Raw genomic sequence first — 23,649 nt, 5'->3', positions numbered from 1 at the left:
TTCTCTCTCGCTTGCGGTAACGCTGCACCGTGAAAAGCCTGCCCTCCGGCCAAGAAGAGACATCCGTCTGCCGGAGAGTGGGCCCTGGCGATTTCCGCCCTACTGTTCCGTGGGCTGCACTGAGGCCCCTGCCGTGGTCATGGTCAACATCCGAATACCCGTGTTCTGCAGCCGCTCGGCCAGGTCCAGCATGTTCCGGGCGCGAAGCTCCAGGCTGTGAAGGATCGCCAGCGTGATGTTGGACTGTATCTGAGGAAGCTGGCCAGCCTCCGGGCTCGTATGCAGCTTCTGCAATGCCGTGCCGACCTGCTGCTGCGCGTCCATGGCGATCCTCATCTCACAGCGGATCGCGTCATGGATGGCCCGGTTCCCTTCCTGTGCTGCCTGGAGCATGACCTTGCAGCCGGGTGTCAACAGTTCGTGAAACATGCCCGGTGTCGGCAGGGTATCCGTGAAAGAAGACGAGGACATTTCAGATTTCCTTCAAGCTGTGGTCACGCTCCACGGGCCAGGGAACATCTCCGACGGAGCGTGCCGGGGGGGGATCGCCGGTGGCTAACCACGTGAATCCGCTTCCAGGCGGACCTGTGCGGCTGCGGGAGCATCCATACAAACCGTCTGGTCGGTTTGTAAAGCCGCCGGGCCCGTGATATGCGCCCGGGCTTGAGGAAAGTGAGGAGCGCCAGAGCATGGCACGCGTCGCACTTGTCACCGGTGGTCAGCGCGGCATCGGGGCAACCATCAGCGAGAGACTGAAGGACCATGGCCGCACGGTGGTGGCCTCCTATGCGGGCAACGAGGAGGCTGCGAAGGCCTTCACGGAGCGCACGGGCATTCCCTGCATCCGCTTCGATGTCGGCGATTTCGAGCAGTGCAAGGCCGCGGTGGCCGGGATCCGGGAGAAGTACGGCCCGATCGAGATCCTGGTGAACAACGCCGGCATCACGCGCGACGGCACCATGAAGCGCATGGACCGCAGGATGTGGGACGAGGTGATCGACACGAACCTCGGCTCCTGCTTCAACCTGTGCAAGCTGGTCTGGGAGGACATGTCGGGCCGGAAGTTCGGCCGCATCGTCAACATCGGCTCGATCAACGGCCAGGCGGGCCAGTACGGGCAGGTGAACTACGCCGCCGCCAAGTCGGGCATCCACGGCTTCACCAAGGCGCTGGCGCAGGAAGGGGCGCGGTTCAACATCACGGTGAACGCGATCGCGCCGGGCTATGTGGACACCGAGATGGTGCGCGCGGTGCCGCCCGACGTGCTGGAGAAGATCATCGCCCGCATCCCCGTCGGCCGGCTGGGCCGGGCCGACGACATCGCGCGCGGCGTCTGCTTCCTCACCGCCGACGATGCCGAGTTCATCACAGGCTCGACCATATCCATCAACGGTGGACAGCATATGTACTGAACCGCTCAGGGGACACAGGCCCGGCGGTGCGGCCGAGGGGACTCTTCCTTCCTCCGGATGCCAGGATCCGGAATCCGGCAGGTGAAGTGGAATCAGGAGGCTGGGTTGATCGACAACCGCACGCGTTCACATCGTTCCAGGGTCGCTATCATCGAGGCAGCCCTTCATGTCCTGGCGCGCAACGGCGCCGGGCAACTGACGCTCGATGCCGTGGCGCGGGAGGCCGGGATCAGCAAGGGTGGGCTCATGCACCAGTTCAGGACAAAGGAAGCGATCATCAAGGCCCTGCTGGAGCACCACATCACCTATATCGAGACGTTCCAGAAGGACTACCTCCTGGAGAATGGCGACGGCCTTCCCCAGCCCGAGCTCAGCGCCGAAATCGCCGGCGACCGCGAGGCGACGACGATGCCCCACTCGATCGCCCTGGCGGTCTTCGGCGCGATGGCCGAGGACCAGCATCTTCTCGCACCCGTGCGGGAACACGCGAAATGCCGGACAGCGCTGCTGCGATCCGAGGCGGAAGACCCCGACGAGGCGATGATGAAGTGGTTCGCCGGAAAGGGAATCCTGTTCTGCAGCCTGCTGGGGATCAATCCCCTGGATGACGAGGGCGTCGACCGCCTGTTCCGGCAGCTGGAAAAGACCGGGGAGCGGGGCTGAACGACCGCATGACGGGCCCGGGCAGGGCCAACCCCCATGGTGCGGCCCGCGGGCCCGGCGGCGATCCCCGCCAGCCCGCGGCTGTCCGATCAGCCGGGCTCGCGCGGCCTGTCGCTGAGAGCCGGCGCCGCCCGCTGGCCGGCGAGGCCCGTGCCGGCGCCCAGGCGGATGCTGCCATCGGCCTGCGGCACGGCGAGCGGCGCGATCTGGACAGCCGCTCCGGCGGTGGTGAGGCCGATGGCGCGGGCACCCTGGTTGCTGAGGTCGATCAGCCGGTCGCTGCCCTGCGGCGTCACGTCGCGCACCTGCACCATGGTGATGCGGCCATTCTCCAGGTTCTTGACCCGCAGCGTGGAGCCGAGGGGCAGGACGCTGCTGGCGGCGATGTAGTCCGAGGGGTCGTAGGGCATGCCGTTGGCCATCGGCTCCCCGGCGATGCGGAAGGTGATCAGGCCGGCGGTGCCCTGCCGCAGCTCGCCGGTACGGTCCTCGCCCGGGTTGCCCATGGGGGGGCGGATGCCGGGACGCGTGAGCTCCACCACCGAGCCGTCGCTGCCCGCCAGGGCGGCGGGCGAGGCCGCGAAAACCCCGGGCGCGTCCGTCAGGACCGCGGTCCCGAGCGCCAGCGTTCCGAGACACAGACCCAGAAACGCCCGATTCCACGTCGCCAGCATGGGGTTCGACCTCCAACTCACCGATTATAGCGGATGGCGCGGCCAATCGGGTGATTCGTTGCGCGAAGTTTCCGCTTCAAGCCTTTGGGAGCGCAGTGATAGTGGCGCCCCCGCAACGCTTTGGCCATGGCGACGGCACAATCCGGGGGGCAGGTCCGCGCAGCGGGGATGGCCACGTGCGGCGCCGTGATGCACGGGCCGAGTCGGCCCACGGTCCGGCCTGTGGCCGGGAAGGCCGGCGCGCCTCTGGCCCCGGGGAATCGGACAAGCGTTCCGCGCCTTCCGCCACCACCGGGCCAGACGCGGAGCCGCCGGTCAGGCGGGCGTCTCCTCCCGGATCGCGGCCCGTTGCCCACCGCTCAGCCGCAGCAGCGCCCCGGCCTCGGTCTCGAAGACATGGCTGGGGCTGCCGGCGGCGGCCCAGAGGCGCGGCAGGCGGAACAGGTCCTCGTCCAGCAGCACCAGCGGCGGGGTCAGATGGCCGACCGGGGAAACGCCGCCGATGGCGAAGCCCGTCACCTCCCGCACCCAGCGCCCCTTGGCCGGCTCGACGCGCAGCCCGGTCGCGGCCTCGACCTTCGCCGGATCGACCCGGTTGGCGCCGGAGGCGATCACCAGAACCGGCCGGTCCCCGGCGCGGAAGACGATGGACTTGGCGATCTGCGCCACGTCGCAGCCCACCGCCGCGGCAGCCTCGGCGGCGCTGCGCGTGCCCTCGGGAAAGCCGCGGATGGTGTCCGGATGCCCGGCGGCGAGCAACGCCTGCCGCACCCGCTCCACCGAGCCGCCCGCTTCCGCCTGCCCGTCCCGGCTGTCCCGCTGGCTCATGCCTGCCATCTTTCCCGTCATCGCCTGTCGCAGTGCCGGGCTGGATAGACCATCTTGCGCCGGTGCGGGACACCCCCGCCCTCGCCGACTGCCTGACTTCCGGACCCGCCCCGCTTGCCCGAGACCCTCGCCCCCGACCGTCCCGCCCCCCTGCCCGGCATCGCCCCGGCTGCCGAGCCGCTGGCCCTCTATGTTCACTGGCCCTTCTGCCTGGCCAAGTGCCCCTACTGCGACTTCAACTCCCATGTGCGGGACCGGGTGGACGCGGCGCGCTTCGGCCGCGCCCTGCGGGCGGAACTGTCGGCCGAGGCCGCGCGCAGCGGGCGGAGGCGGCTGCTCTCGGTCTTCTTCGGCGGCGGCACGCCCTCGCTGATGCCGCCCGAGCTGGTGGCGGGAATCCTGGAGGATGCCCGCCGCCTCTTCGACGCGCCGCCGGATCTGGAGGTGACGCTGGAGGCCAACCCGACCTCGGTGGAGGCCGCCAAGCTCCGCGCCTTCCGCGAGGCCGGGGTGAACCGCCTCTCCCTCGGCGTGCAGTCGCTGGAGGAGGAATCCCTCCGCTTCCTGGGCCGCCAGCATTCGGCCGGCGAGGCGGTGGCGGCGCTGGAACAGGCCCGCGCCACCTTTCCGCGCCTGAGCTTCGACCTGATCTACGCCCGTCCCGGCCAGTCCGAGGATTCCTGGCGTGCCGAGCTGCGCCGCGCCCTGGCGCTGGCCGCCGACCATCTCTCGCTCTACCAGCTCACCATCGAGCCCGGCACGCGCTTCGCCACGGAACATGCCCGCGGCGCCTTCGCCCTGCCGGCGGATGACGATGCGGCGGCGATGTACACCGCCACGGCGGAGGAGGCCGCGCGCTTCGGCCTGCTGCCCTACGAGGTCTCGAACTATGCCAGGCCGGGCGCGGAGAGCCGGCACAACCTCGCCTACTGGCGCTATGGCGACTATCTCGGCATCGGTGCCGGGGCGCATCAGCGGCTGGAACTCGGTGGCGCGCTCCTCGCCGCCCGCCGCCACCGCGCGCCGGAATCCTGGCTCTCCCTGGTCGAGCGCGAGGGCCATGCCCGGGTGGAGGAAATGGCCCTGGCGCCGGAAGAGCGCGGGCGCGAGGCGCTGCTGATGGGGCTGCGCCTCGCCGAGGGCATCGACCCCGCCCGTGTCGAGCGCCGCAGCGGCCGGCCCTTGGCCGATCTGGTGGAGCCGGCGGTGCTGCAAGCCTGCCTGGAGGAGGACTACCTCCGCTGGTCGCCCGAGGGGCGGCTGGTCGCCACCACCGAGGGCCGCCTGCGCCTGGACGCGATGCTGCCCGCCCTGCTGCGCTGAGGCGCTTTCTCGCGGCCGAGACCGGCCTTGCGCCCCTTGGTCCGGGGGGAAGGCTCCGCCTTCGCCCCCGTACCCCCCATCCGCCAGGACCCTGCGGGCCCTGGACCCGATGCGTTGGCTCCCGCTGACGCCGGATCATGCCAGAGAGCCATGCTCTCCGGCGACGGCCGGTGCCACCAGCGCGGACAAGGTGTCTTTCTTTTTCCCGGGCGTCTCGCCTTTCCATCAGCCCGCAGGCTGACGGCAACTGCGAGCGCCAACGAAAGGCGGGGTCCGGGGAGATACTATCTCCCCGGCGGAGAGGGGGTCCGGGGCGAGAGGCAGCGCCTCTCCCCCGGCGGCCCGCCACGAAGCCCCCCGATCAGGGCAGGCGCTGGAGCTGTTCCGCCAGGGGCGCGCGCCAGGGCGCATCGGGCGGGGCGGAATCGAGCAGGGCCTGCCAGATGGCCTTGCCTTCCGCCGTGCGGCCCTGGCGCAGGGCCAGGGCGCCGGCGAGGTAGCGCAGCCGCACATCGGCCGGCCGTTCCGCCAGGGCGCGCTGCACCAGGGCACCGGCCTCCGCCGGGCGGTCGAGTTCGGCCAGCAGCTCCGCCGTATCCCCGGCGAGATCGGGGTCGAAGCGCGCCGCCAGGGCCTTCTGCCAGGCCCCCACGGCCTCCGGCAGATGGCCGCGGGACCGTTCGGCATTGCCGAGCAGCAGCCAGCCCTGGCGGGCGGCGGGGCCGGCGGGGTCCAGCGATTCCACGCGGGCGCGGAGCTGCGCGAGCAGCGCCTCCTCGCGCGCATTGGCCTCGCTGCGCTCGGCGAGGGTGGCGGAGGGCAGGCCCGGCTTGCCATGCCAGAGATAGAGGCCGAGCCCCAGGGCCGGGATCAGGAAGAGCGCGGCCCAGAGCGTGGCCTGGCCGGAACCCGGGCGCGGCGCGGCCTCGGCGGGGGCGGCCAGGATGCGGCGCTGCAGCTCCAGCAGGGCGGTGGCATGGCTGCCCTGGTCGAGCCTCCCTTCCGCGAGCTGGCCATCCAGCTCGGCGCGCTGGGCCTGGTAGAGGGCGAGATCGGCCTCGCGCCGGCCGCGCGGCGCGGCGGGGCGCCAGAGGGTCACGAGGAAGGGCGACAGGCAGAGCAGCGCGGCGATGCCGTAAAGGGTCCAGCTCATGCGGCGCCTCCTTCGCGGGGGGCCGGCCTGCCGGCCTGCGCCTCGCCCTCGATCTCGGCGAGGCGCCGCCGTTCCGCCTCGCTCAGTTGCGGCAGGGTCGCGGGCCGGCGGCGGCGCAGCAGCAGCACCGTGCCCACCCCCAGCATCAGCGCCAGGGCGGGCGTGGCCCAGAGCAGGAGGGTGGCGCCGTTCACGGGCGGGCGGAGCAGCACGAAATCGCCATACCGGTCGTGCAGGAAGCGCACGATATCCTCGTTGCTGCGCCCCGCCGCGACCTGCTCCCGCACGATGTGGCGGAGCTGGTGGGCGAGGTCGGCGTCGCTGTCCTCGATGGACTGGTTCTGGCAGACCATGCAGCGCAACTCGCGCCCGATCTCGCGCGCGCGTTCCTCCTGCGCCGGGTCGGGCAGCAGGTCCTCCGGCCGGTCGATGGCCCAGGCGGGTGACAAAGCGGCGGGGGACAGCAGCAGCGCCAGCAGCGGCAGGGCGGGAAGAAGCCGCCGGATCATGCGTAGCGCCGCAGCAGCGGCCGGAGGTCCTGCTCCACCACCTCCGGCGTCACCGGCCCGGCCCAGCGCCAGCGGATGATGCCCTGCCGGTCCACGAAATAGGTCTCGGGCACGCCATAGACGCCCCATTCGATCCCCACCCGCCCCGTGGCATCGGCGCCGAGCCGGGCAAAGGGGTTGCCGCGCCGCTCCAGGAAGGCGCGGGCCTCCGGCGCCTTGTCCTTGTAGCTGACGCCATAGACGGGCACCCCGTCGCGGGCGAGCTGCATGAGCTGCGGATGCTCGATGGTGCAGGGCACGCACCAGGAGGCCCAGAAATTCACCAGCACCGGCCGCTCCATACCGCGCAGGCTGGCCACGTCCAGCGGCGGGATGTCGCCCAGCCCCTCCACCGTCCCGAGCGGCATGGCGGGCACCGGCCTGCCGATCAGGGCGGAGGGCACGCCGGTCGGGTCATAGGAGCCGTCCCGCAGCCCCCGCAGCATCCCCCAGAAGCCCAGCCCCGCCGCCGCCGTGACGCCGAGCGGCACGGCCAGCAGGGCACGGCGACCCCAGTTCGGGCGCTTCCCGGCTGGAGGCGTGCCGGCCTGCCGCGCGGCCCCGGCAGGCGTGCTTCCCGTGAAACATGCCCCGCCCGCATCGGGTCCACCCGCCTGCCCGCTCATGCGATGGCCTCCTTCTCCGCCGCGACAGGCTTCCGGGCAGGCGCGGCGACGCGGGCGCGCCGATCGGAAAGCGACAGCCCGCCGCCCAGCGCCATCACCACCGCCCCGAACCAGATCCAGGGCGCCAGCGTGTTGTGGTGCAGGCGCAGCACCACCCGGCCCATGCCCTCCTCCCCCATCACGGCATAAAGGTCGGTCACCGCATTGGTGCGGATCGCGGCCTCCCCGGTTGTGGTCTGGGCCAGCGGAAAGAAGCGGCGCTGCGGCGTCAGGACGGTGACCGCCTTGCCGTCGCGCAGCACCTCCAGCCGTGCCTCCCGCGCCGTCCAGTTCGGGCCGGTCACGTCGCGCAGCGCGTCGAGCCTCCATTCATAGCCGGCGAAATCCGTGGAGCCGCCGGGCTTCAGGGCCACCAGCTTGTCGGTGGCCAGCCCCATCCCCGCCAGCCCGGCCAGCGTCACGCCCAGCCCGGCATGGGCCAGCGCGGCGCCCCAGGCGGCGCGCGGCAGGCGCGCGGCCCGGGCCAGCGCTCCGCCGGGGCGGGAGAAAAGCCCGACGCGCCCGGCGAGGTCGGCACAGGCGCCCAGCACCAGCCAGGCGGCACCGGCGAAGCCGATCGCCGGGCCGATCCGCTCCCCCGCGATCCAGAGCGTCACCAGGAAGGCCCCCAGGGCACAGAGCGCCGCCCACCAGAGGCGCTCCACCACCGGCCAGAGCCGCGCCCGCTTCCAGGCCAGCACCGGTCCGGCGGCAGTGGCCGCCACCAGCGGCACCACCAGCGGCAGCAGGGCGGTGTTGAAGAAGGGCGGGCCGACCGAGATCTTCGCGTGCAGCACGAGGTCGGCGAACATCGGATAGAGCGTGCCGACCAGCACCACCGCGGTGATCGAGCAGAGCAGCAGGTTGTTCAGCACCAGCGCCCCCTCCCGCGACAGCGGCGCGAAGCGCCCGGCGGGCGCCATGGCCGGGGCGCGGAAGGCGAAGAGCGCCAGCGCCCCGCCGAGATAGAGCGCCAGCAGCACCAGGATGAAGATGCCGCGCTGCGGGTCGCTGGCGAAGGCATGCACGCTGTTCAGCACGCCCGAGCGCACCAGGAAGGTGCCCAGCAGCGACATGCCGAAGCCCAGGATCGCCAGCAGCACGGCCCAGATCTTCAGCGCCTCGCGCTTCTCCACCACCACGGCGGTGTGCAGCAGGGCGGTTCCGGCCAGCCAGGGCAGCAGCGAGGCGTTCTCCACCGGGTCCCAGAACCAGAACCCGCCCCAGCCCAGCGTGTAGTAGGCCCACCAGGAGCCCAGCGCGATGCCGAGCGTCAGGAAGCTCCAGGCCGCCAGCGCCCAGGGACGCACCCAGCGCCCCCAGGCGGCATCCACCCGCCCCTCGATCAGCGCCGCCACGGCGAAGGCGAAGGTGACGGCGAAGCCGACATAGCCCGCGTAGAGGATCGGCGGATGGAAGGCGAGGCCGGGGTCCTGCAGCACCGGGTTCAGCCCCTGCCCGTCCATCGGCGCCGGCCAGACCCGGGTGAAGGGGTTGGAGGTGGCCAGGATGAACAGCAGGAAGCCGGCGCTGACCATGCCCAGCACCGCCAGCACCCTGGCCCGCAGCGCCCCCGGCAGGCTGCCGCCGAACAGCGCCACGGCGCCGGAGCAGAGGCCCAGGATCAGCACCCAGAGCACCATGGAACCCTCGTGGTTCCCCCAGGCGCCGGAGAGCTTGTAGAGCATCGGCTTGGCCGAATGGCTGTTCTGCACCACCGCCAGCACCGAGGTGTCGTTGCTGGCGAAGCACCAGAGCAGTGCGCCAAAGGCGGCGGCCACCGCCAGCAGCCCCGACAGCGCCAGGCCCGGCGCGGCGGCGATCAGCCGCGCCTCCCCCCGCTGCGCGCCCCAGAGCGGCAGCACCGACTGCGCCAGCGCGATGGCGCAGGCCAGCGCCAGGGCGAAGTGTCCGAGTTCGGCGGTCATGGCTCTCCCTGGCCGGGGCTCTGGCGTTGCGCTTCGTGGCTGCCCCCGGGGGAGAGGCCCTGCCTCTCCCGCCGGACCCCCTCTCCGCCGGGGACCGGAGCCGGTCCCCGGACCCCGGGCCTGGGCTGGCGCCGGTGGTGGCCGTCAGCCCGACGCCCGATCCTCGGGAGCAGGTGGAGAAGCGGAGCTCCCGAAAGAAAGGAAACACCCTCCCCGCGCTCGTGGCACCGGCAGTCCGCCGGAGCGCATGGCGCTCCGGCGCGATCCGGCATCAGGCAGCGCCCACGAACCGGGTCCAGGGCCCGCAGGGTCCTGGCGGATGGGGGGCCCGGGGGGAAGGCAGCGCCTTCCCTCCGGGACAGCGGCCGTCCGACCATCATTCCCCTACCCGCCACTCTTCACGGGGCTGGCGGAAAGCGTGTTCCAGGAGGCCGCCGGGGGCGGGTCGCCCTTCTTCGGGTCCCAGTGGCCGGAGCGTTTCAGCGCATCCGCCACCTCGGGCGGCATGTAGCTCTCGTCATGCTTGGCCAGGACCTCGCTGGCCAGGAAGCTGCCATCGGCCTGAAGCCTGCCGAGCGTGACCACCCCCTGCCCTTCGCGGAACAGGTCCGGCAGCACCCCGGCATAGCGGACGGCCACCGTATGCTGCCCGTCGGTCACGCGGAAGCTGACATGCGGGACGTTGTCCGCGCTGGTGTCGCGATGGAGGCTGCCGGCCTCGACCAGCCCGCCCAGGCGGAAGGCGCGGCCGGGCTCGGGATGCGTCGCCGCCACGTCGCTGGGCGAGCGGAAGAAGACGATGTTGTCCTGGAAGGCCGAAAGGGCCAGGGCCGAGGCGGTGCCGATGCCCAGCGCGCAGAGGGCCAGGATCCAGAGGCGGCGCGACTTGCGGGACAGGCTCAAGACTTGGCTCCCCTTGCCCCTTCCAGCGCCGCCAGCCGTCGCCGTGCCTGCCCCTGCCGCCACAGCGCGCCGAGGGACAGCCCGCCCAGCAGGAGCGCGGCCGCCAGCCAGGCCAGCGTCACATGCCACCAGTGAAGGCTCACACCATCTCTCCATCGAGGCGCCGCGCCTGCGCCAGGGACAGGGCCCGCACCCGCCGTTCCAGGATCGCCGCGCGGCTGCGCGTCAGCACGATCGCGGCGAAGAGCAGGGTGAAGCCCAGCGCATTGGCCAGCAGCGGATAGAGCAGGTCCACATGCAGGCCGGGGGCGCCGAGCCGGGCCACCGAGGCGGGCTGGTGCAGCGTGTTCCACCAGTCCACCGAGAATTTCACGATCGGCAGGTTCACCGCCCCGACCAGGGCCAGGATGGCGCCCATCCGCGCCCCGCGCTCCTCCTCCTCGAAGGCGCGCACCAGCGCGGCATGGCCGACCCAGAAGAAGAACAGCACCAGAACGGAGGTCAGCCGCGCATCCCAGACCCACCAGGTGCCCCACATCGGCTTGCCCCAGAGGCTGCCGGTCAGGAGGCAGAGGCCGGTGACGGCGGCGCCGACCGGCGAGATCTCCCGCGCCACGATATCGGCGAGCGGATGCCGCCAGACCAGCCCGGAAAGCGAGGCCAGGGCCAGCGTGGCATAGCCGCTCATCGCCAGCCAGGCCATCGGCACATGGACGTACATGATCCGCACCGTCTCCCCCTGCTGCCAGTCCGGCGGGGAGAAGACCAGCGCCCAGGGCACGCCGATGGCGAGCACGAGCGCGGCCAGCGCCCAGAGGACGGGCGTCGCGCGCTCGGTCAGGCGCAGGAAGCGGCCCGGCTGGGCGAAACGGTGCCAGCCGGCGGCCCGTCGCGCGGGAAGCGGAGCCGGAGCCGGGGCCGGCGCCTGGGCAGGGGCTGGGGTGGGGGCGGAAGAGGCGCTCACCCCGCCTCTCTACGCCCTCGGGCCGATGGATTGAAGCGCCCGTTGATCCGGGCTTGAGTGCGCGCTCGAAAAGCTGAACGGGGACTCCGCCATGCTGTTTGCCATTCGTTGCGAGGACAAGCCCGATGCGCTCGACAAGCGCGCGGCGACGCGCCCGGCCCATCTGAACTGGCTGGAAAGCCACCAGAAGGACCTCGTCCTGGTCGGGCCGCTGCTGGATGGCGATGGCAAGCCCAGGGGCAGCCTGCTGGTGGTGGAGATGCCCGACCGGGCGGCCGCCGAGGCCTTCGCCGCCGCCGACCCCTATGCCTTCGCCGAGGTCTTCGCCTCCACCACGGTCGAGCCCTTCCGCCTCGTCTTCAAGGACGGCGCGAAGGTCGGCTGAGATGCGGCACTGGCTGGTCAAGAGCGAGCCCGACGCCTTCTCCTGGGACCAGCAGGTCGCGAACGGGGTGGAGCCCTGGACGGGGGTGCGCAACGCCACGGCGGCGCGCAACCTGCGGGAGATGGCGCTGGGCGACCAGGCCTTCTTCTACCATTCCAACATCGGCAAGGAGATCGTCGGCGTGGTCGAGGTGGTGCGAACCGCCTACCCGGACCCGACCGACGCCACGGGCCGCTGGGTCTGCGTGGACGTGAAGGCGCTGGGCCCGGTGCCGCGCAAGGTCACCCTGGCCGGGATCAAGGCCGATCCGCGCCTGGCCGGGCTGGCGCTGGTGCGGCAGTCGCGCCTCTCGGTCATGCCGGTGGGCGCGGAGCACTGGGCCATCCTCTGCGACATGGCGGGCTGGAAGGACGAAGCCAGCCGCGCTGCGTGACGCGGGCGGCATGGCGGAAGGCGAGCGCCTGCTCTGCCGTCTGGAGGACATCCCGGATGGCGGCGCGCGGGGCTTCCCGGCATCGCCCGGCGGCTTCATCGGCCTGGTGGCGGTGCGGCGCGGCGGGCAGGTCTTCGTCTACCTGAATTCCTGCCCGCATCTCGGCGTGCCGCTGGAGGTGCTGCCCGACCGCTTCCTCGACGGGCGGCGGGAGCACGTCGTTTGCGCCCTGCACGGCGCCCGCTTCCGGATCGAGGACGGCTTCTGCGTCTCCGGCCCCTGCGCCGGGGACGCGCTGGAGGCCGTGCCAGCGGGAATCCGCGACGGCGCGGTGATCGTTCCGGCCGGGGCGGGGCTCTGATCCGGACGGCGGAACGCACCGGCACGGGCCTGCAAGGGTCCGGGCGTCACGCTCCGTGGCCATCCCCCGGGCCACGCGCGCCCCGCCGCACGGGGCGACCACGGCCCCCAAACACCCCTTGCTTCCCGGACCCACCCCAGGCTATAGGAATAAAATCAACGCCACGCGACCCGCAGTGCCGCCGGCGGAGCGTCCCGGGTGATCTCCGCCTGACCAAGCATCGCCCGGCATGGCCCGTAGCATTGGCTCTCGCCATCCGGCATCACCGGCCCTTGGGGCGGAAGCCTGGGCCTCACCCTTTCGCCACAAAGCCGGATAAAAGAGTAAAATCCTAAAACACTAAAGCTGGAAACGGCGTGCATGGTAAAAGGCCGTGGCCGGAGGGGCCAGGCCCTCCGGCGAATTCACACCACCGGGACCCGCCTGCGGGCAGCGGGTCCGGAAATCCCGGGCATCCCCGGCACGGGGAAGGCGTGAACCCTCAGCGCGTCCAGCCCGGATACTCGCCGACATTGTCGCGGGTGACGAGCTTGGGCTGCATCAGGATCATCGGGCTTTCCGGCTTCTTGCCGGCCAGGATGTCCCGCCCCGTCTCCACCGCCAGCTTGCCCATGGTATAGGGGTCCTGGCTGGCCGAGGCCTGGATCTGGGTCTTGCCCTTCAGCGCGCCGACGATGTCCGGCGCGCCGTCCACCGAGGTGATGACGATGCCGGTGCGGTTGAGCTGCCGTGCCGCGAGGTCGGAGCCGATGGCCTGCGGGTCGTTGATGGCAAAGACGCCCTGCACATCGCTGAAGCGGGTCAGCAGCGCCTGCATCACGTTCAGCCCGCCGTCGCGGGAGCCCTTCGCATCCTGGTCGGAGGACAGCAGCTTCACCTCCGGATGCTTGGCCAGCACCTCCTTGCAGCCCTTCACCCGGTCGGTCACCGCCGAGACCTGCGGCCCGTTCTGGATGATCACGTTCCCCTTGCCGCCGATCTTGTCCACCATGTAGTCGCAGGCGATCGCGCCCGCCTTGACGTTGTCCGTCTGCACCGTGGCGTCCGCGCCTGCGGCGGTCACGTCCACCGCGACGACGGTGATGCCGGCGGCCTTGGCGCGGCGGATGGCGGGCAGCAGCGCGTTGGGGTCCACCGCGTTCACCAGGATCAGGTCGGTGCCGGAGGCGATGAAATTGTCGATCTGGCTCGCCTGCTTGCTCAGGTCGTAATCGGCCGAGGTGGTCGTCACCTTCACGTTCGGACCGATGGCATGCGCGGCATCGGCAACGCCCTTGCCCACCGCCACGAAATAGGGATTGCCCAGCGAGCCGACACTCAGGCCGATGGACGTCACCTCCTTGGCCATGCCCAGCCCGGTGGAAAGCAGCACCGCCGCGCCGGCGAGCAGGATGGTCTTCAGCATTCTGGCGTTCTCCTTCTTCTCAGCCCTTGTTGTCGCGTGGCGGCGGGGCGGGCGGCGGCCCCGCCGCGATCCCGTCAGGTCCGCGCGCTGCCCTGCAGCCGGAACCGGTCCAGCGCCACGGCGCCGATGATCACCAGGCCCTTGATGATGAACTGCCAGATGTCGGAGACGCCGGTGAGGATCAGCCCGTTGGTCAGCACGGCGATGATCAGCGCGCCGACCAGCGTGCCCCAGATCGAGCCGATGCCGCCGACGAAGCTGGTGCCGCCCAGGATCACCGCCGCGATGGCGTCCAGCTCATAGGACTGGCCGAGCTGCAGCCCGTTGGCGGCAAAGAGCCGCGCCGCCGCCATGGCGCCGCCGAGGCCCGCAAGCAGGCCGGAAGCGGCATAGACGAAGAGCAGCACCGCCCAGACCTTGATGCCGGAAAGCCGCGCCGCGGCGGCATTGCCGCCCACCGCATAGATCCGCACGCCCAGCACCGTGCGGCGCAGCACGTACCAGGAGAGGACGATCACCGCGAAGGCGATCACCGCCAGCACGGGGATGCCGATGCCCGGGGCGACGGGGATGCTGGCATCGCCGATGAAGGCGAAGGGCAGGTCCGGGTTGAAGATGGTGGTGTCGCCGCCCATCAGCCGCGCCAGGCCGCGCACGGCGGTGAGCGAGCCCAGCGTGACGATGAAGGCCGGCAGCTTACCGAAGGCGATCAGCGCGCCGTTGACCAGCCCGAAGCCGAGCCCGGTGAGCAGCGCCGCGGGCAGGCCGAGCCAGCCCAGGTCCGGCAGCAGCGAGACGATCAGCGCCGACATGGCCGAGGCCGCCAGCACCGAGCCCACCGAAAGGTCGATGCCCCCGGTCAGGATCACGAAGGTCATGCCGGCGCCCAGCACGCTGTTGATCGAGGCCTGCTGCGCCACGATCGACAGGTTCTGCACGCTGAAGAAGCGCCCCTCGCTCAGCACATGGAACAGGATGCAGAGCAGGATCAGCACCGGCAGCATGCCGATGGCCTGCAGCACGCTCCAGAGCTGCGCCCGGCGTGCCGAAAGCCCGGCGCCGCCCGGCATGACGGGGGCACCGGATGGCAGGGGCGCCTTCCCGGTCTCGCTCATCCGTGTTTCCTCCCTGGCCTCATGCCCCGGTATCAATGTGCGCCGGTTGCATGGGCGATGATGGCTTCCTGGGTGATGTCGGGGCCGCGCACCTCGCCGGCGATGCGCCCTTCGCGCATCACCAGGACGCGGTCGCAGATGCCGATGATCTCCGGCAACTCGCTGGAGATGACGATGATGCCGATGTCGCGCTGCGCCAGCTCGTCGACGATGCGGTACATCTCCGACTTGGCGCCGATATCCACGCCGCGCGTCGGCTCGTCGAGGATCAGCACCTGCGGATGGGTTTCCAGCCAGCGCGACAGCAGCACCTTCTGCTGGTTGCCGCCGGAAAGGCCGCCGACCGTGACCTGCGGGCTCGCGGCGCGCACGCGCAGCGCGCCGAAGGCCTGGGCGGCGCGGCGGCGCCCGGCGGCGAGGTTGAGCAGCCCGCCCGGCAGCGCGTCGCGGGCGATGACGCCGAGATTGATGTTGCCGCCGCAGGACATGTCGAGGAAGAGGCCCAGCCCCTTCCGGTCCTCGGTCAGATAGGCGATGCCCGCCTCCAGCGCCTCGCCCGGGGAGCGGATCTCGGCGCGCTTCCCGTTCAGCCGCACCTCGCCCCCCGCGCGTGGGTCGGCGCCGTAGATCAGCCGCGCCAGCTCCGTCCGCCCCGAGCCGACGAGGCCGGCGATGCCCAGGACCTCGCCGCGATGCAGGGTCAGGTCGCAGGGGTGCACGCGGCGGCCGCCATCGGTGAGGCCTCGCACCTCCAGCACCACGGGGCCCTTGCCGCCATGCGGGTCGTGCGCCTTCTTGTAGAAGCTCGACAGGTCGCGCCCGACCATCATCCGCACCAGCGAGGGCGCGTCGATCTCCCCGCGTTCCAGCGTGCCGACATAGCTGCCGTCGCGCAGCACGGTGACACGGTCGGCGAGCTCGTAGATCTCGGCCATGCGGTGGCTGATGTAGATCAGCGCGATCCCTTCCGCCCGCAGCTGCTGCACCAGGGCGAAAAGCCGCTCCGTCTCGCGCGAGGACAGCGCGGTGGTGGGCTCGTCCAGCACCAGGATCTTGGATTCCGCCTGCAGGGCGCGGGCGATCTCGACGAGCTGCTGCTCGGCGATGGAGAGCGTGCCGACCAGCGTATCGGGCGTGAAGGGCGCGCCGAGGCGTTCCAGCACGGCACGGCAGCCTTCGCGCATCGCGCGGCGGTCGATGCGCCCGGCGCGGGAAGGTTCGCGGCCGAGATAGATGTTCTCCGCCACCGTCAGGTTCGGCGCGAGGGCGAGCTCCTGATAGATGATCGCGATGCCCAGCCGCCGCGCGGCGATCGGATCGGCGATCGAGACGGGCTGCCCGTCGATCAGGATCTGCCCGCCCGGATCGGCCTGGTAGGCACCCGACAGGATCTTCATGAGCGTGGACTTGCCCGCGCCGTTCTCGCCCATCAGGGCGAGGATCTCGCCGCCCCAGGCCTTCAGCCGTACCTTGTCCAGCGCCTTGACACCGGGAAAGCTCTTGGACACGTCGCGCATTTCCAGGCGCGGCGTGGCTTCGCTCATCTGCTCCATCCACTCTCGTCTCGCGCTGGTGTTCCGTACCCGGCCATCCGCATGGGGGTGAGGCGCGGCCGCGAAGCAGGCGCGCCGGACCTGCCGTACTTCAGGAAAGCCGGACCCAGGTCACGAATCGGCTCGGACGTCGCGCAAGGGCGGAGGGATGCTCGCGTTTCCGCTGGCCATGGCCGCCGGATGCGGAAAGGAAGCGCCGGGACCGCGCGTGGAACGGGCGGCCAGGACGACAGGACACGGTCGCAGGCATGGCCGATACTCCCTACTTCTTTGTTCCGGCAGGATCATGAACGGTTTCGCACCGCTTGCGCCAGCCTCATCTTGGTCACGCTTCGTCCATCCATGACGGCCCCGTAAAACCTCCGGGGTGCGGGGCGTCGCTCTTGTGGCGACCCCCGGGGGAGGCCCCGCCTGCCCCCGGAGCCCCCACCGCTGGGGGGATAGTATCCCCCCAGACCCCGCCTTTCGTTGGCTCGGGCTGGCAAGGCCGGCATTCCGCCCGATCCCTTGGCGCAGGTGGATGGGCGGGGCTCCTCCCGGGAAGAGGAAAGACACCCTGTCCGCGCTGGCGGTACCGGCAGTCCGCCGGAGAGCATGGCTCTCCGGCGCGGTCCGGCCACAGGCAGGCGCCAACGAACGGGAGGTCCAGGACCCTCAGGGTCCTGGCGGAGTGGGGGTTTGGGGGCGAGGCGGAGCCTCGCCCCCAGGGACACACCGGACCGTTCCCGCTCCGGGTTCAGCCAGCGCGGATGACCTCGGCCTCGCCAAAGGCGGCGCAGGCGGCGGGCGGCGCATCCGTGACCAGCACCCAGCGCGGCGGCAGGGGTGCGCGGAAGGGCTGTGTATCCTGGCCAAGCTTGGAGGCATCGGCCAGGACGAAGACCGCGCGGGCCTGGCGCATCATCAGCGACTTCAGCGAGACCTGCTCCAGCGTTGCCTCGCAGAGCCCCTCGCCGGGCAGCAGCCCGTCGCCGCTGGTGAAGAGCCTGTCTGCATGCATGTGCCGCAGGGCCTGCTCGGCCAGGGCGCCGGTGGTGCCCATGCTGATCGGGCGCACCGTGCCGCCGAGCACGATCAGCTCCATTCCCGGCGCATCCGCCAGGACGGGGATCAGCGGCAGGTTGTTGGTGATGACGCGCAGCCGGCGGCCGCGCAGCCGGCGGCCCAGCGCCTCGACCGTCGAGCCGCCGTCGAGGATCAGCGTCTCGCCATCGGCGATCCGCGCCAGCGCGGCCTCGGCGATGGCGGCCTTGGCGGCGCGGCTCTGCCCGGCGCGCGCCGAAAGGCTCTGCTCGATGCCGGGCCGCGCCAGCATCGCGCCGCCATAGGTGCGCGCGATGGCCCGGCGGGAGGAAAGGTCCTGCAGGTCGCGCCGCACCGTGGAGGCGGAGACGCCGAAGCGGGCGGCAAGCCCGTCCACATCCGTCTCGCCATCCTCGATGGCCTTCAGGATGGCGTCGAGTCGTTCCCGTCTGCGCTGCATGGCTTCAGGATAGAGCGGATTGCCGCGGGACGGCATCGTCCGGAAGCGTGAATCCGCTCTTCCGCCGAAAGGCCGATCCCGGTGCGAAACCGCGCCGGGCGGGACGTGCCCCCCGGCATGGGAGGCCCCCCGATGCTCCGGCACGATCAGGCGGCGGAGGCGGCGTGCTGCCGGCGCGGGGCGAGGTCGGCGGCCTGGCGGAGCGCCTCGACAAGGCTGCCATCGTCGGCGATGCCCTGGCCCGCGATGTCGAAGGCGGTGCCGTGGTCGACCGAGGTGCGGATCACCGGCAGGCCGATGGTGATGTTCACCCCGGCCTCCAGCCCCATCACCTTCACCGGGCCATGGCCCTGGTCGTGGTACATCGCCACGACGAGGTCGAAGTCGCCCCGCGCGGCGCGGAAGAACAGCGTGTCGGCGGGCAGCGGGCCCTCGACCTTCCAGCCCTTGGCGCGGCAGGCCTCCACGGCGGGGATGATCTTCTCCTCCTCCTCGCCCTGGCCGAAGAGCCCGTTCTCGCCGGCATGCGGGTTGATGCCGCAGACGCCGATGCGCGGCTCCGCGATGCCCGCCTTGACCAGCGTGGCGCGGCCGCGGGCGATGACGCGCCCGACCAGGCCCGGCTCGATCCGCCGGATCGCGTCCATCAGCCCGATATGCGTGGTGACGTGGATCACGCGCAGCTTCGGCGCCACCAGCATCATCGACACCTCCGGCGTGCCGGTCAGGTGCGCCAGCAGCTCGGTATGGCCCGGGTACTTGTGGCCGGCGGCGTGCAGCGCCTCCTTGCTCAGCGGCGCGGTGCAGATGGCATCCGCTTCGCCCGCCTCGACCAGGCGCGTGGCGCGCTCGATGTAGCGGTAGGCGCCCTCGCCCGAGAGCGGCAGGACCTTGCCGAAGGGATGGCCGGCCGGGATGATCCCGAGGTCGATCACATCCACCGTGCCGGGCTCGTAGCGCGCCCCGGAAGGCTCGCTCAGCGCCCGCACGGCGAGGCCGGACTTCGCGATGGCGCCGGCCTCGCGCAGCCGGGTCGCCTCCCCCACCACCAGCGGGCGGCACATCGCGTGCACCTCCGGCCGGGCCAGGGCCTTCATGATGATCTCCGGCCCGATGCCGGAGGCATCGCCCATGGTGATGGCGACGATCGGGCGCTCCTGGATGGAGCTGTCCTGGTTCTGGGTCATGTCCGTTTTCCGAGAAGGTCGTGCAGGCGGGCGAGGCTGTTCAGCAGGCTGCGTTCATGGCCGAAGGCGCCGGCCTTGGTCATCACCGGGACGCGCAGCGCCCCCCGGGTGATGCCGAGCGGCACGCCGGGCTCCACCTCCTCCAGCAGGCGGATGCCATGCACGCCGAGGCCGGTGAGCAGGGCGCAGGCGGTCTCGCCGCCGGTGGCGAAGAGGCCGGCCATGCACGCTCCGGCCGGGGCCAGGAGCAGGGCCAGGGCCTCGGCCAGGGCCGCGCCCTGGCGCAGGTCGGCGGCGGGATCGGAGGCGATCTGCACCAGCGTGTCGCGCCCCTGGGACAGGGAGCCGGCGATCTCCGCGGCCAGTGGTGCCCAGCCCGGATCGGCGGGACCGGCACGCAGCAGGGCGGGGGCGACGGTGAAGGGGGTCACGGCGCCTTCCGCCACCAGCCGCGCGGCGGCGTTGCGGGAAGCCTCGGCGACGCTGCCCACCACCAGCAGCACGCCGGCGCCGCTGCGCGGCAGGGCCGGCACGGGGGCGGTGTCCCGTGCCGGCAGGACCCCGGCCAGGGCGGCGGCGATGCCGCCCGAGCCGACCCAGAACAGCGCTCCGGCCAGGGGCAGGCTGGCACGGGCGAGGCGATCCAGATCCTCGGGCGTCTCGGCGTCGCAGACCACCGCTTCCAGCCGCCCGTCCAGGGCCTCGTCCAGGGCCTGGCGCAAGGCGGCGGCCAGGGCGGCCTCGTCGCGCAGCACGGCCAGCGACAGGGCGGCGTTGCGCAGCCCCGCGGCGCGCAGCACCTCCGGCAGGTGCGCGCTGGGATAGCTGTGGTCGCGCGCCCAGAGCGGCGTCTGCTCCAGCGGCGTGCCGTCCAGGTGGATGCGCCCGTCGCGCGTCGTGCGGCCGGTGCCGGGAAAGGCCGGGGCGACGACGGCCAGCCGGGGGCCGGAGACGGCGCGCAGGGCCCGCAATGTGGCCGCGAGCTCCGCCACCGGCTGGCCGCGCAGGGTGGAGTCGATCTTCTTGATCAGCCCCGGCGCGGGCAGGGGTCCCGGGCTGTGCAGCCGCGCCAGCAGGGCCGTGTGCCGGGCGGCGGCCGCCCCGGGGGACAGGCGGCGGCTGTCGGCATCCACCGCCAGCACCCTGCCGCCCGCCTGCTCCGGATCATCCGCCCTTTCCGGCGCGGCCTGGTCCAGGCTGGCATGCCAGCCTACCCCAGCCTCCAGCCCGCGCCGCGCGAAGGCGATCGCGCAGTCCGCCGCTCCCGTCAGGTCGTCCGCCAGGATCAGCCAGCGCGAAGGTGGGGTGGGCGTGCCGTCCATGGCCATCCTCAGCCGTGCCGCGCCCGCAGCGGCGCCGTCCGTCCGGCTCCGCTTTCGGCCGATGCCGTGTCCGGCGCCGGCGGGCGGCCGGTGCGCCGGGCGGTCCAGGCGGTCAGCAGCGGCACCAGCACCGTGGTCACGATCACCGCCGCGGCGACCAGCACGGTGGCATGGGCGGCGGCCTCGGCATAGACGGGGTTGGCGGAGGCCACGATGGCTGGCACCGCCGCCGCGTTGCCGGCGGTGGAGGCGGCCGCGACACCGGCGACGCCCGTGCCGCCGATGGCGCGGTCGGCCAGGAAGAGCGGGATGCCGGTGACCACCACCACGGCGAGGCCCAGGCCCAGGCCGAGAAGCCCGGCCTGCCAGACCTTGGCCAAGTCGAGGCCGCTGCCCAGCGCGAAGGCGAAGAAGGGGATCATCACCGGGATGGCGCGGCTGAGGAAGCCGCGCATTTCGCGGTCGAGGTTGCCCAGGATCATGCCCACCACCAGCGGCAGGATGGAGCCCACCAGGGTCGGCCAGGGAAAGGCCGAGAGGCCTGCCACGCCCAGCGTCACCATGGTCAGGAAGGGGCCGGATTCCAGCGTCATCACCGTATAGGCGCCGACATCGCGCGGCTCCCCGTACTGGCCCATCAGCGCCATGTAGAGGCCGCCGTTGGTGTCGTTCATCGCCGCCACGATGGCCAGGGTGGAAAGCCCCGCGAAAAGGCCGGAGCCGACCGGCGCCTCGCCCAGGAAGTGGCCGAAGACCACGCCCATCAGCATGGCCATGCCGATCTTCACCGCGAACAGGGTGCCGCCTTTCTTCAGGATATAGGGCGTCGCCTTGAAGTCGATGCTGGCACCCATGCAGACATAGAAGACCGCCAGGATGGTCAGCGAGCCGGTGAAGAGCGCACCGGTGAAGGAGCCGAAGAATTTCGGCGTGTCCGGGAAGAAGGTCGCGATGACGGCGCCCAGCGCCAGGGGAACGACCATCATGCCGCCCGGGACCTTCTCGATGGCACGCTTGATGGGCAGTTGCATGGGTCCTCCCCTTGCGCCCCAGGGCGCCGGCATTTTGCGTGGAACACGCAGTCGATGAACCGCAATTCGGCGCCGACCGGCGGAGAGTCAACCTGTTTCTGCGCGATTTGCCGAAAAACCGAAGCCGTCCCTTGTGCGTCGCTGAAATTCCCCCTGGTTTTCGCGCGAAATACGCAACCCCTTGCCTGCCTCTGGTCGAACCGGCCGCGGGAAGCTAGAAGGCGGCGCTTGTGGGCTGGGGAGCCGGGGCTGGGAGGTTCCGGCCGCTCCCTTGTTCCCGCTTCCAGGCCGGACAGGCCAGACTTCCGCGTCGCCCCCCGCTCTGCCTGGGATATGGCGGTGCGGCCCGATCCGACCATGCCGTTCTTTGCGCCTCTTCCCCTGAAGGAACCCGCCCTTTTGGCTTCCGCCCCCTCCCCTGCCCCTGACGTCACGCTGCTCCGCATCTCCGGGCTGAGCGTGGGCTTCGGCGGCTTCACCGCCGTGAAGGGGCTGGACCTGTCCGTGGCGCCCGGCGAGACGGTGGCGCTGGTGGGCGAGAGCGGCTCGGGCAAGTCCGTCACCTCGCTGGCCGTGACCCGGCTGATCGACCATGCGGGCGGGCGGATCACCGGCGGGCGGATCGCGTTCCGCGACCGCGAGGGCCGGCTGCGCGACCTGGCGGCCGAGGCGCCGGAGGCCATGCGCCGCCTGCGCGGCCCGGAGATCGCGATGATCTTCCAGGAGCCGATGACCAGCCTGAACCCGGTTCTGAAGGTCGGCGACCAGATCGCCGAGGCGATCGAGCTGCACCAGGGGCTGGACGGCACTGCCGCCCGGGCGGAGGCGAAGCGGATGCTGGACCGGGTGCGCATCCCCGAGGCGGAGCGGCAACTGGGGCGCTATCCCTTCCAGATGTCGGGCGGGATGCGCCAGCGCGTGATGATCGCCATGGCGCTGTCCTGCCGCCCGCGCCTGCTGATCGCCGACGAGCCGACCACGGCGCTCGACGTGACGGTGCAGGCCCAGGTGCTGCGGCTGATCCGCGCCCTGCAGAAGGAGACGGATCTCGGCATGATCTTCATCACCCACGACATGGGGGTGGTGGCCGAGATCGCGGACCGGGTGGTGGTGATGCGTCGCGGCGAGCAGGTCGAGGAAGGCGAGGTCGGGCGCATCTTCGCCGCGCCGCGGCACCCCTATACGCAGCGCCTGCTGGCCGCGGTGCCGGTGCTGGGCAGCCTGGCGGCGAAGCCCCTGCCCGAGCCCTTCGCCATGCCGGACGTCCCGCCGCCCGAGCCGCAGGACACGGTGCGCCCCGGCGCCGAGCCGGTGCTGGAGGTGCGCGACCTGACCACCCGCTTCGACGTGAAGCGCGGCTTCTTCGGCCGGCTGGCCGGGCGCATCCATGCGGCGGAGAAGGTGAGCTTCGCGCTGCGCCCCGGCGAGACGCTGGCGGTGGTGGGCGAGTCCGGCTGCGGCAAGTCCACCACGGGACGCTCGATCATCCGGCTGGAGCAGCCGATCGGCGGCGAGATCCGCTTCGCGGGCGAGGACATGACCCGGCTCGACGACGCCAAGGAGGCGCGGCTGCGGCGCGGCGTGCAGTTCGTCTTCCAGGACCCCTTCGCCTCGCTCGATCCGCGCCTGACCGTGGGCTTTTCCGTGGCCGAGCCGATCCTGACCCACAGGCTGCTGAGCGGCCGCGCGGTGCAGGACCGGGTGGCGCAGCTTCTCACCCAGGTGGGGCTGGGGCCGGAACACGCGCGGCGCTATCCGCACGAGCTTTCCGGCGGACAGCGGCAGCGCGTCTGCATCGCCCGCGCCCTGGCCTCGGAGCCCCAGGTCATCATCGCCGACGAATCCGTGGCGGCGCTGGACGTGTCGATCCGCGCCCAGGTGGTGAACCTGATGATGCGTCTGCAGCGGGAGATGGGGCTGGCCTATCTCTTCATCAGCCACGACATGGCGGTGGTGGAGCGGATCAGCCATCGCGTGGCGGTGATGTATCTGGGTCAGGTGGTGGAGATCGGCCCCCGGCAGGCGGTGATGAACGACCCGCAGCACCCCTATACGAAGCGTCTGCTGGCCGCCGTCCCGGTTCCCGATCCGGCGCGGCGCGGCCATGACCGCGGCCTGGACGACAGCGAGGTGCCGAGCCCGCTGCGCCGCCCGGACGACCCGCCCGAGGTGGCGCCGCTGGTGCCGGTCGGGCCTGACCATTTCGTCGCGCGGCACCATGTCGGCGGCCTGTACTGATCGCGTGAACCAAGGCCTCCGGCCGGCACGCCGCGTGTTTGTTCGCGTGATCCGGACCTCCGGCCGTTCCGGCTT

Annotated in this window: 24 protein-coding genes; 7 read left to right on the top strand and 17 right to left on the bottom strand. The window is 71.7% G+C overall.

The window, feature by feature from the left end; all coding sequences use genetic code 11:
- Positions 1-99 precede the first annotated feature (99 nt).
- Positions 100-471 carry a hypothetical protein gene (locus CTJ15_RS17910; protein ID WP_019463109.1) on the bottom strand — a complete coding sequence of 124 codons (372 nt, stop codon included), beginning with the start codon at positions 469-471 and terminating at the stop codon, positions 100-102.
- A gap of 218 nt (positions 472-689) precedes the next feature.
- Between CTJ15_RS17910 and phbB the strand changes: the two genes are divergently transcribed.
- The gene (gene phbB, locus CTJ15_RS17905) at positions 690-1,412 is read left to right on the top strand and encodes an acetoacetyl-CoA reductase (protein WP_099781787.1); all 723 of its coding nucleotides are present in this window, start codon (positions 690-692) and stop codon (positions 1,410-1,412) included.
- A gap of 105 nt (positions 1,413-1,517) precedes the next feature.
- Entirely contained in the window at positions 1,518-2,075 is a 558-nt protein-coding gene (locus CTJ15_RS17900) for a TetR/AcrR family transcriptional regulator (RefSeq protein ID WP_051544276.1), read from the top strand.
- Between the two features lie 89 nt (positions 2,076-2,164).
- On the opposite strand, the gene CTJ15_RS17895 is transcribed toward CTJ15_RS17900, so the two are convergent.
- Both CTJ15_RS17895 and CTJ15_RS17890 read right to left on the bottom strand, forming a co-directional pair.
- Positions 2,165-2,749 (bottom strand): septal ring lytic transglycosylase RlpA family protein, encoded by a 585-nt coding sequence (locus CTJ15_RS17895; protein ID WP_019463405.1) that lies wholly within the window; start codon positions 2,747-2,749, stop codon positions 2,165-2,167.
- 315 nt (positions 2,750-3,064) lie between these two features.
- Entirely contained in the window at positions 3,065-3,577 is a 513-nt protein-coding gene (locus CTJ15_RS17890; RefSeq protein WP_058389797.1) for a YbaK/EbsC family protein, read from the bottom strand.
- 114 nt (positions 3,578-3,691) lie between these two features.
- Here CTJ15_RS17890 and hemW point away from each other — a divergent pair, with 114 nt between their 5' ends.
- Entirely contained in the window at positions 3,692-4,900 is a 1,209-nt protein-coding gene (hemW, locus tag CTJ15_RS17885) for a radical SAM family heme chaperone HemW (protein WP_338129621.1), read from the top strand.
- Between the two features lie 361 nt (positions 4,901-5,261).
- On the opposite strand, the gene ccmI is transcribed toward hemW, so the two are convergent.
- From ccmI to CTJ15_RS17855, 7 genes are all read right to left on the bottom strand, one after another.
- Positions 5,262-6,053, bottom strand: coding sequence for a c-type cytochrome biogenesis protein CcmI (gene ccmI, locus CTJ15_RS17880; RefSeq protein ID WP_099781786.1), 792 nt, complete (start codon positions 6,051-6,053; stop codon positions 5,262-5,264).
- The gene (locus tag CTJ15_RS17875; RefSeq protein ID WP_075823342.1) at positions 6,050-6,562 is read right to left on the bottom strand and encodes a cytochrome c-type biogenesis protein; all 513 of its coding nucleotides are present in this window, start codon (positions 6,560-6,562) and stop codon (positions 6,050-6,052) included. The genes ccmI and CTJ15_RS17875 overlap by 4 nt, the downstream gene beginning before the upstream one ends.
- The gene (locus CTJ15_RS17870; protein WP_019462118.1) at positions 6,559-7,227 is read right to left on the bottom strand and encodes a DsbE family thiol:disulfide interchange protein; all 669 of its coding nucleotides are present in this window, start codon (positions 7,225-7,227) and stop codon (positions 6,559-6,561) included. Before CTJ15_RS17870 ends, CTJ15_RS17875 begins: the two co-directional genes overlap by 4 nt.
- On the bottom strand, positions 7,224-9,194 hold the full coding sequence (locus CTJ15_RS17865; RefSeq protein WP_027297215.1) for a heme lyase CcmF/NrfE family subunit: 1,971 nt from the start codon (positions 9,192-9,194) through the stop codon (positions 7,224-7,226). The genes CTJ15_RS17870 and CTJ15_RS17865 overlap by 4 nt, the downstream gene beginning before the upstream one ends.
- Before the next feature lie 384 nt (positions 9,195-9,578).
- Positions 9,579-10,091: a cytochrome c maturation protein CcmE gene (gene ccmE, locus CTJ15_RS17860; RefSeq protein WP_026033562.1), complete on the bottom strand. Its 513-nt coding sequence runs from the start codon at positions 10,089-10,091 to the stop codon at positions 9,579-9,581.
- A 2-nt stretch (positions 10,092-10,093) separates the two neighbouring features.
- A complete protein-coding gene (locus CTJ15_RS24430) occupies positions 10,094-10,240 on the bottom strand; it encodes a hypothetical protein (RefSeq protein WP_155985201.1) in 147 nt (48 codons plus the stop codon).
- Entirely contained in the window at positions 10,237-11,061 is an 825-nt protein-coding gene (locus CTJ15_RS17855; RefSeq protein ID WP_099781785.1) for a heme ABC transporter permease, read from the bottom strand. Before CTJ15_RS17855 ends, CTJ15_RS24430 begins: the two co-directional genes overlap by 4 nt.
- A gap of 91 nt (positions 11,062-11,152) precedes the next feature.
- Here CTJ15_RS17855 and CTJ15_RS17850 point away from each other — a divergent pair, with 91 nt between their 5' ends.
- From CTJ15_RS17850 to CTJ15_RS17840, 3 genes are read left to right on the top strand one after another with little or no spacing between them, the layout of a single operon-like run.
- A complete protein-coding gene (locus tag CTJ15_RS17850) occupies positions 11,153-11,446 on the top strand; it encodes a YciI family protein (RefSeq protein ID WP_019463096.1) in 294 nt (97 codons plus the stop codon).
- Between the two features lies 1 nt (position 11,447).
- On the top strand, positions 11,448-11,879 hold the full coding sequence (locus CTJ15_RS17845) for an EVE domain-containing protein (RefSeq protein WP_019463095.1): 432 nt from the start codon (positions 11,448-11,450) through the stop codon (positions 11,877-11,879).
- Positions 11,880-11,889: 10 nt separating this feature from the next.
- Positions 11,890-12,240, top strand: a complete 351-nt coding sequence (locus CTJ15_RS17840) for a Rieske (2Fe-2S) protein (protein ID WP_019463094.1) — start codon at positions 11,890-11,892, stop codon at positions 12,238-12,240.
- 481 nt (positions 12,241-12,721) lie between these two features.
- On the opposite strand, the gene CTJ15_RS17835 is transcribed toward CTJ15_RS17840, so the two are convergent.
- The 7 genes from CTJ15_RS17835 to CTJ15_RS17805 all read right to left on the bottom strand — a co-directional run bounded on the left by CTJ15_RS17835 (position 12,722) and on the right by CTJ15_RS17805 (position 21,336).
- Positions 12,722-13,645 (bottom strand): ABC transporter substrate-binding protein, encoded by a 924-nt coding sequence (locus tag CTJ15_RS17835; RefSeq protein ID WP_019463093.1) that lies wholly within the window; start codon positions 13,643-13,645, stop codon positions 12,722-12,724.
- Positions 13,646-13,719: 74 nt separating this feature from the next.
- Positions 13,720-14,760 carry a hypothetical protein gene (locus tag CTJ15_RS17830; protein WP_019463092.1) on the bottom strand — a complete coding sequence of 347 codons (1,041 nt, stop codon included), beginning with the start codon at positions 14,758-14,760 and terminating at the stop codon, positions 13,720-13,722.
- A gap of 32 nt (positions 14,761-14,792) precedes the next feature.
- Positions 14,793-16,304 carry a sugar ABC transporter ATP-binding protein gene (locus tag CTJ15_RS17825; protein ID WP_226945978.1) on the bottom strand — a complete coding sequence of 504 codons (1,512 nt, stop codon included), beginning with the start codon at positions 16,302-16,304 and terminating at the stop codon, positions 14,793-14,795.
- 745 nt (positions 16,305-17,049) lie between these two features.
- Complete coding sequence (locus CTJ15_RS17820) at positions 17,050-17,796, bottom strand: DeoR/GlpR family DNA-binding transcription regulator (RefSeq protein ID WP_193009612.1); 747 nt, start codon at positions 17,794-17,796, stop codon at positions 17,050-17,052.
- 146 nt (positions 17,797-17,942) lie between these two features.
- Positions 17,943-18,983, bottom strand: a complete 1,041-nt coding sequence (pdxA, locus tag CTJ15_RS17815) for a 4-hydroxythreonine-4-phosphate dehydrogenase PdxA (RefSeq protein WP_058390229.1) — start codon at positions 18,981-18,983, stop codon at positions 17,943-17,945.
- Positions 18,980-20,305: a four-carbon acid sugar kinase family protein gene (locus tag CTJ15_RS17810; protein ID WP_019463088.1), complete on the bottom strand. Its 1,326-nt coding sequence runs from the start codon at positions 20,303-20,305 to the stop codon at positions 18,980-18,982. The genes pdxA and CTJ15_RS17810 overlap by 4 nt, the downstream gene beginning before the upstream one ends.
- Before the next feature lie 8 nt (positions 20,306-20,313).
- On the bottom strand, positions 20,314-21,336 hold the full coding sequence (locus tag CTJ15_RS17805; protein ID WP_058390230.1) for a 2-keto-3-deoxygluconate permease: 1,023 nt from the start codon (positions 21,334-21,336) through the stop codon (positions 20,314-20,316).
- 399 nt (positions 21,337-21,735) lie between these two features.
- Between CTJ15_RS17805 and CTJ15_RS17800 the strand changes: the two genes are divergently transcribed.
- Positions 21,736-23,574 (top strand): dipeptide ABC transporter ATP-binding protein, encoded by a 1,839-nt coding sequence (locus tag CTJ15_RS17800; protein ID WP_099781782.1) that lies wholly within the window; start codon positions 21,736-21,738, stop codon positions 23,572-23,574.
- The last annotated feature ends 75 nt before the right edge of the window (positions 23,575-23,649 follow it).

The sequence above is a fragment of the Roseomonas sp. FDAARGOS_362 genome (genome assembly GCF_002754815.1).
In the GTDB taxonomy this organism is placed as follows: Bacteria; Pseudomonadota; Alphaproteobacteria; order Acetobacterales; family Acetobacteraceae; genus Roseomonas; species Roseomonas mucosa.
The sequence above is the reverse complement of the archived record's forward strand: the minus strand, read 5'-3'. Positions and strand labels throughout refer to the sequence as shown.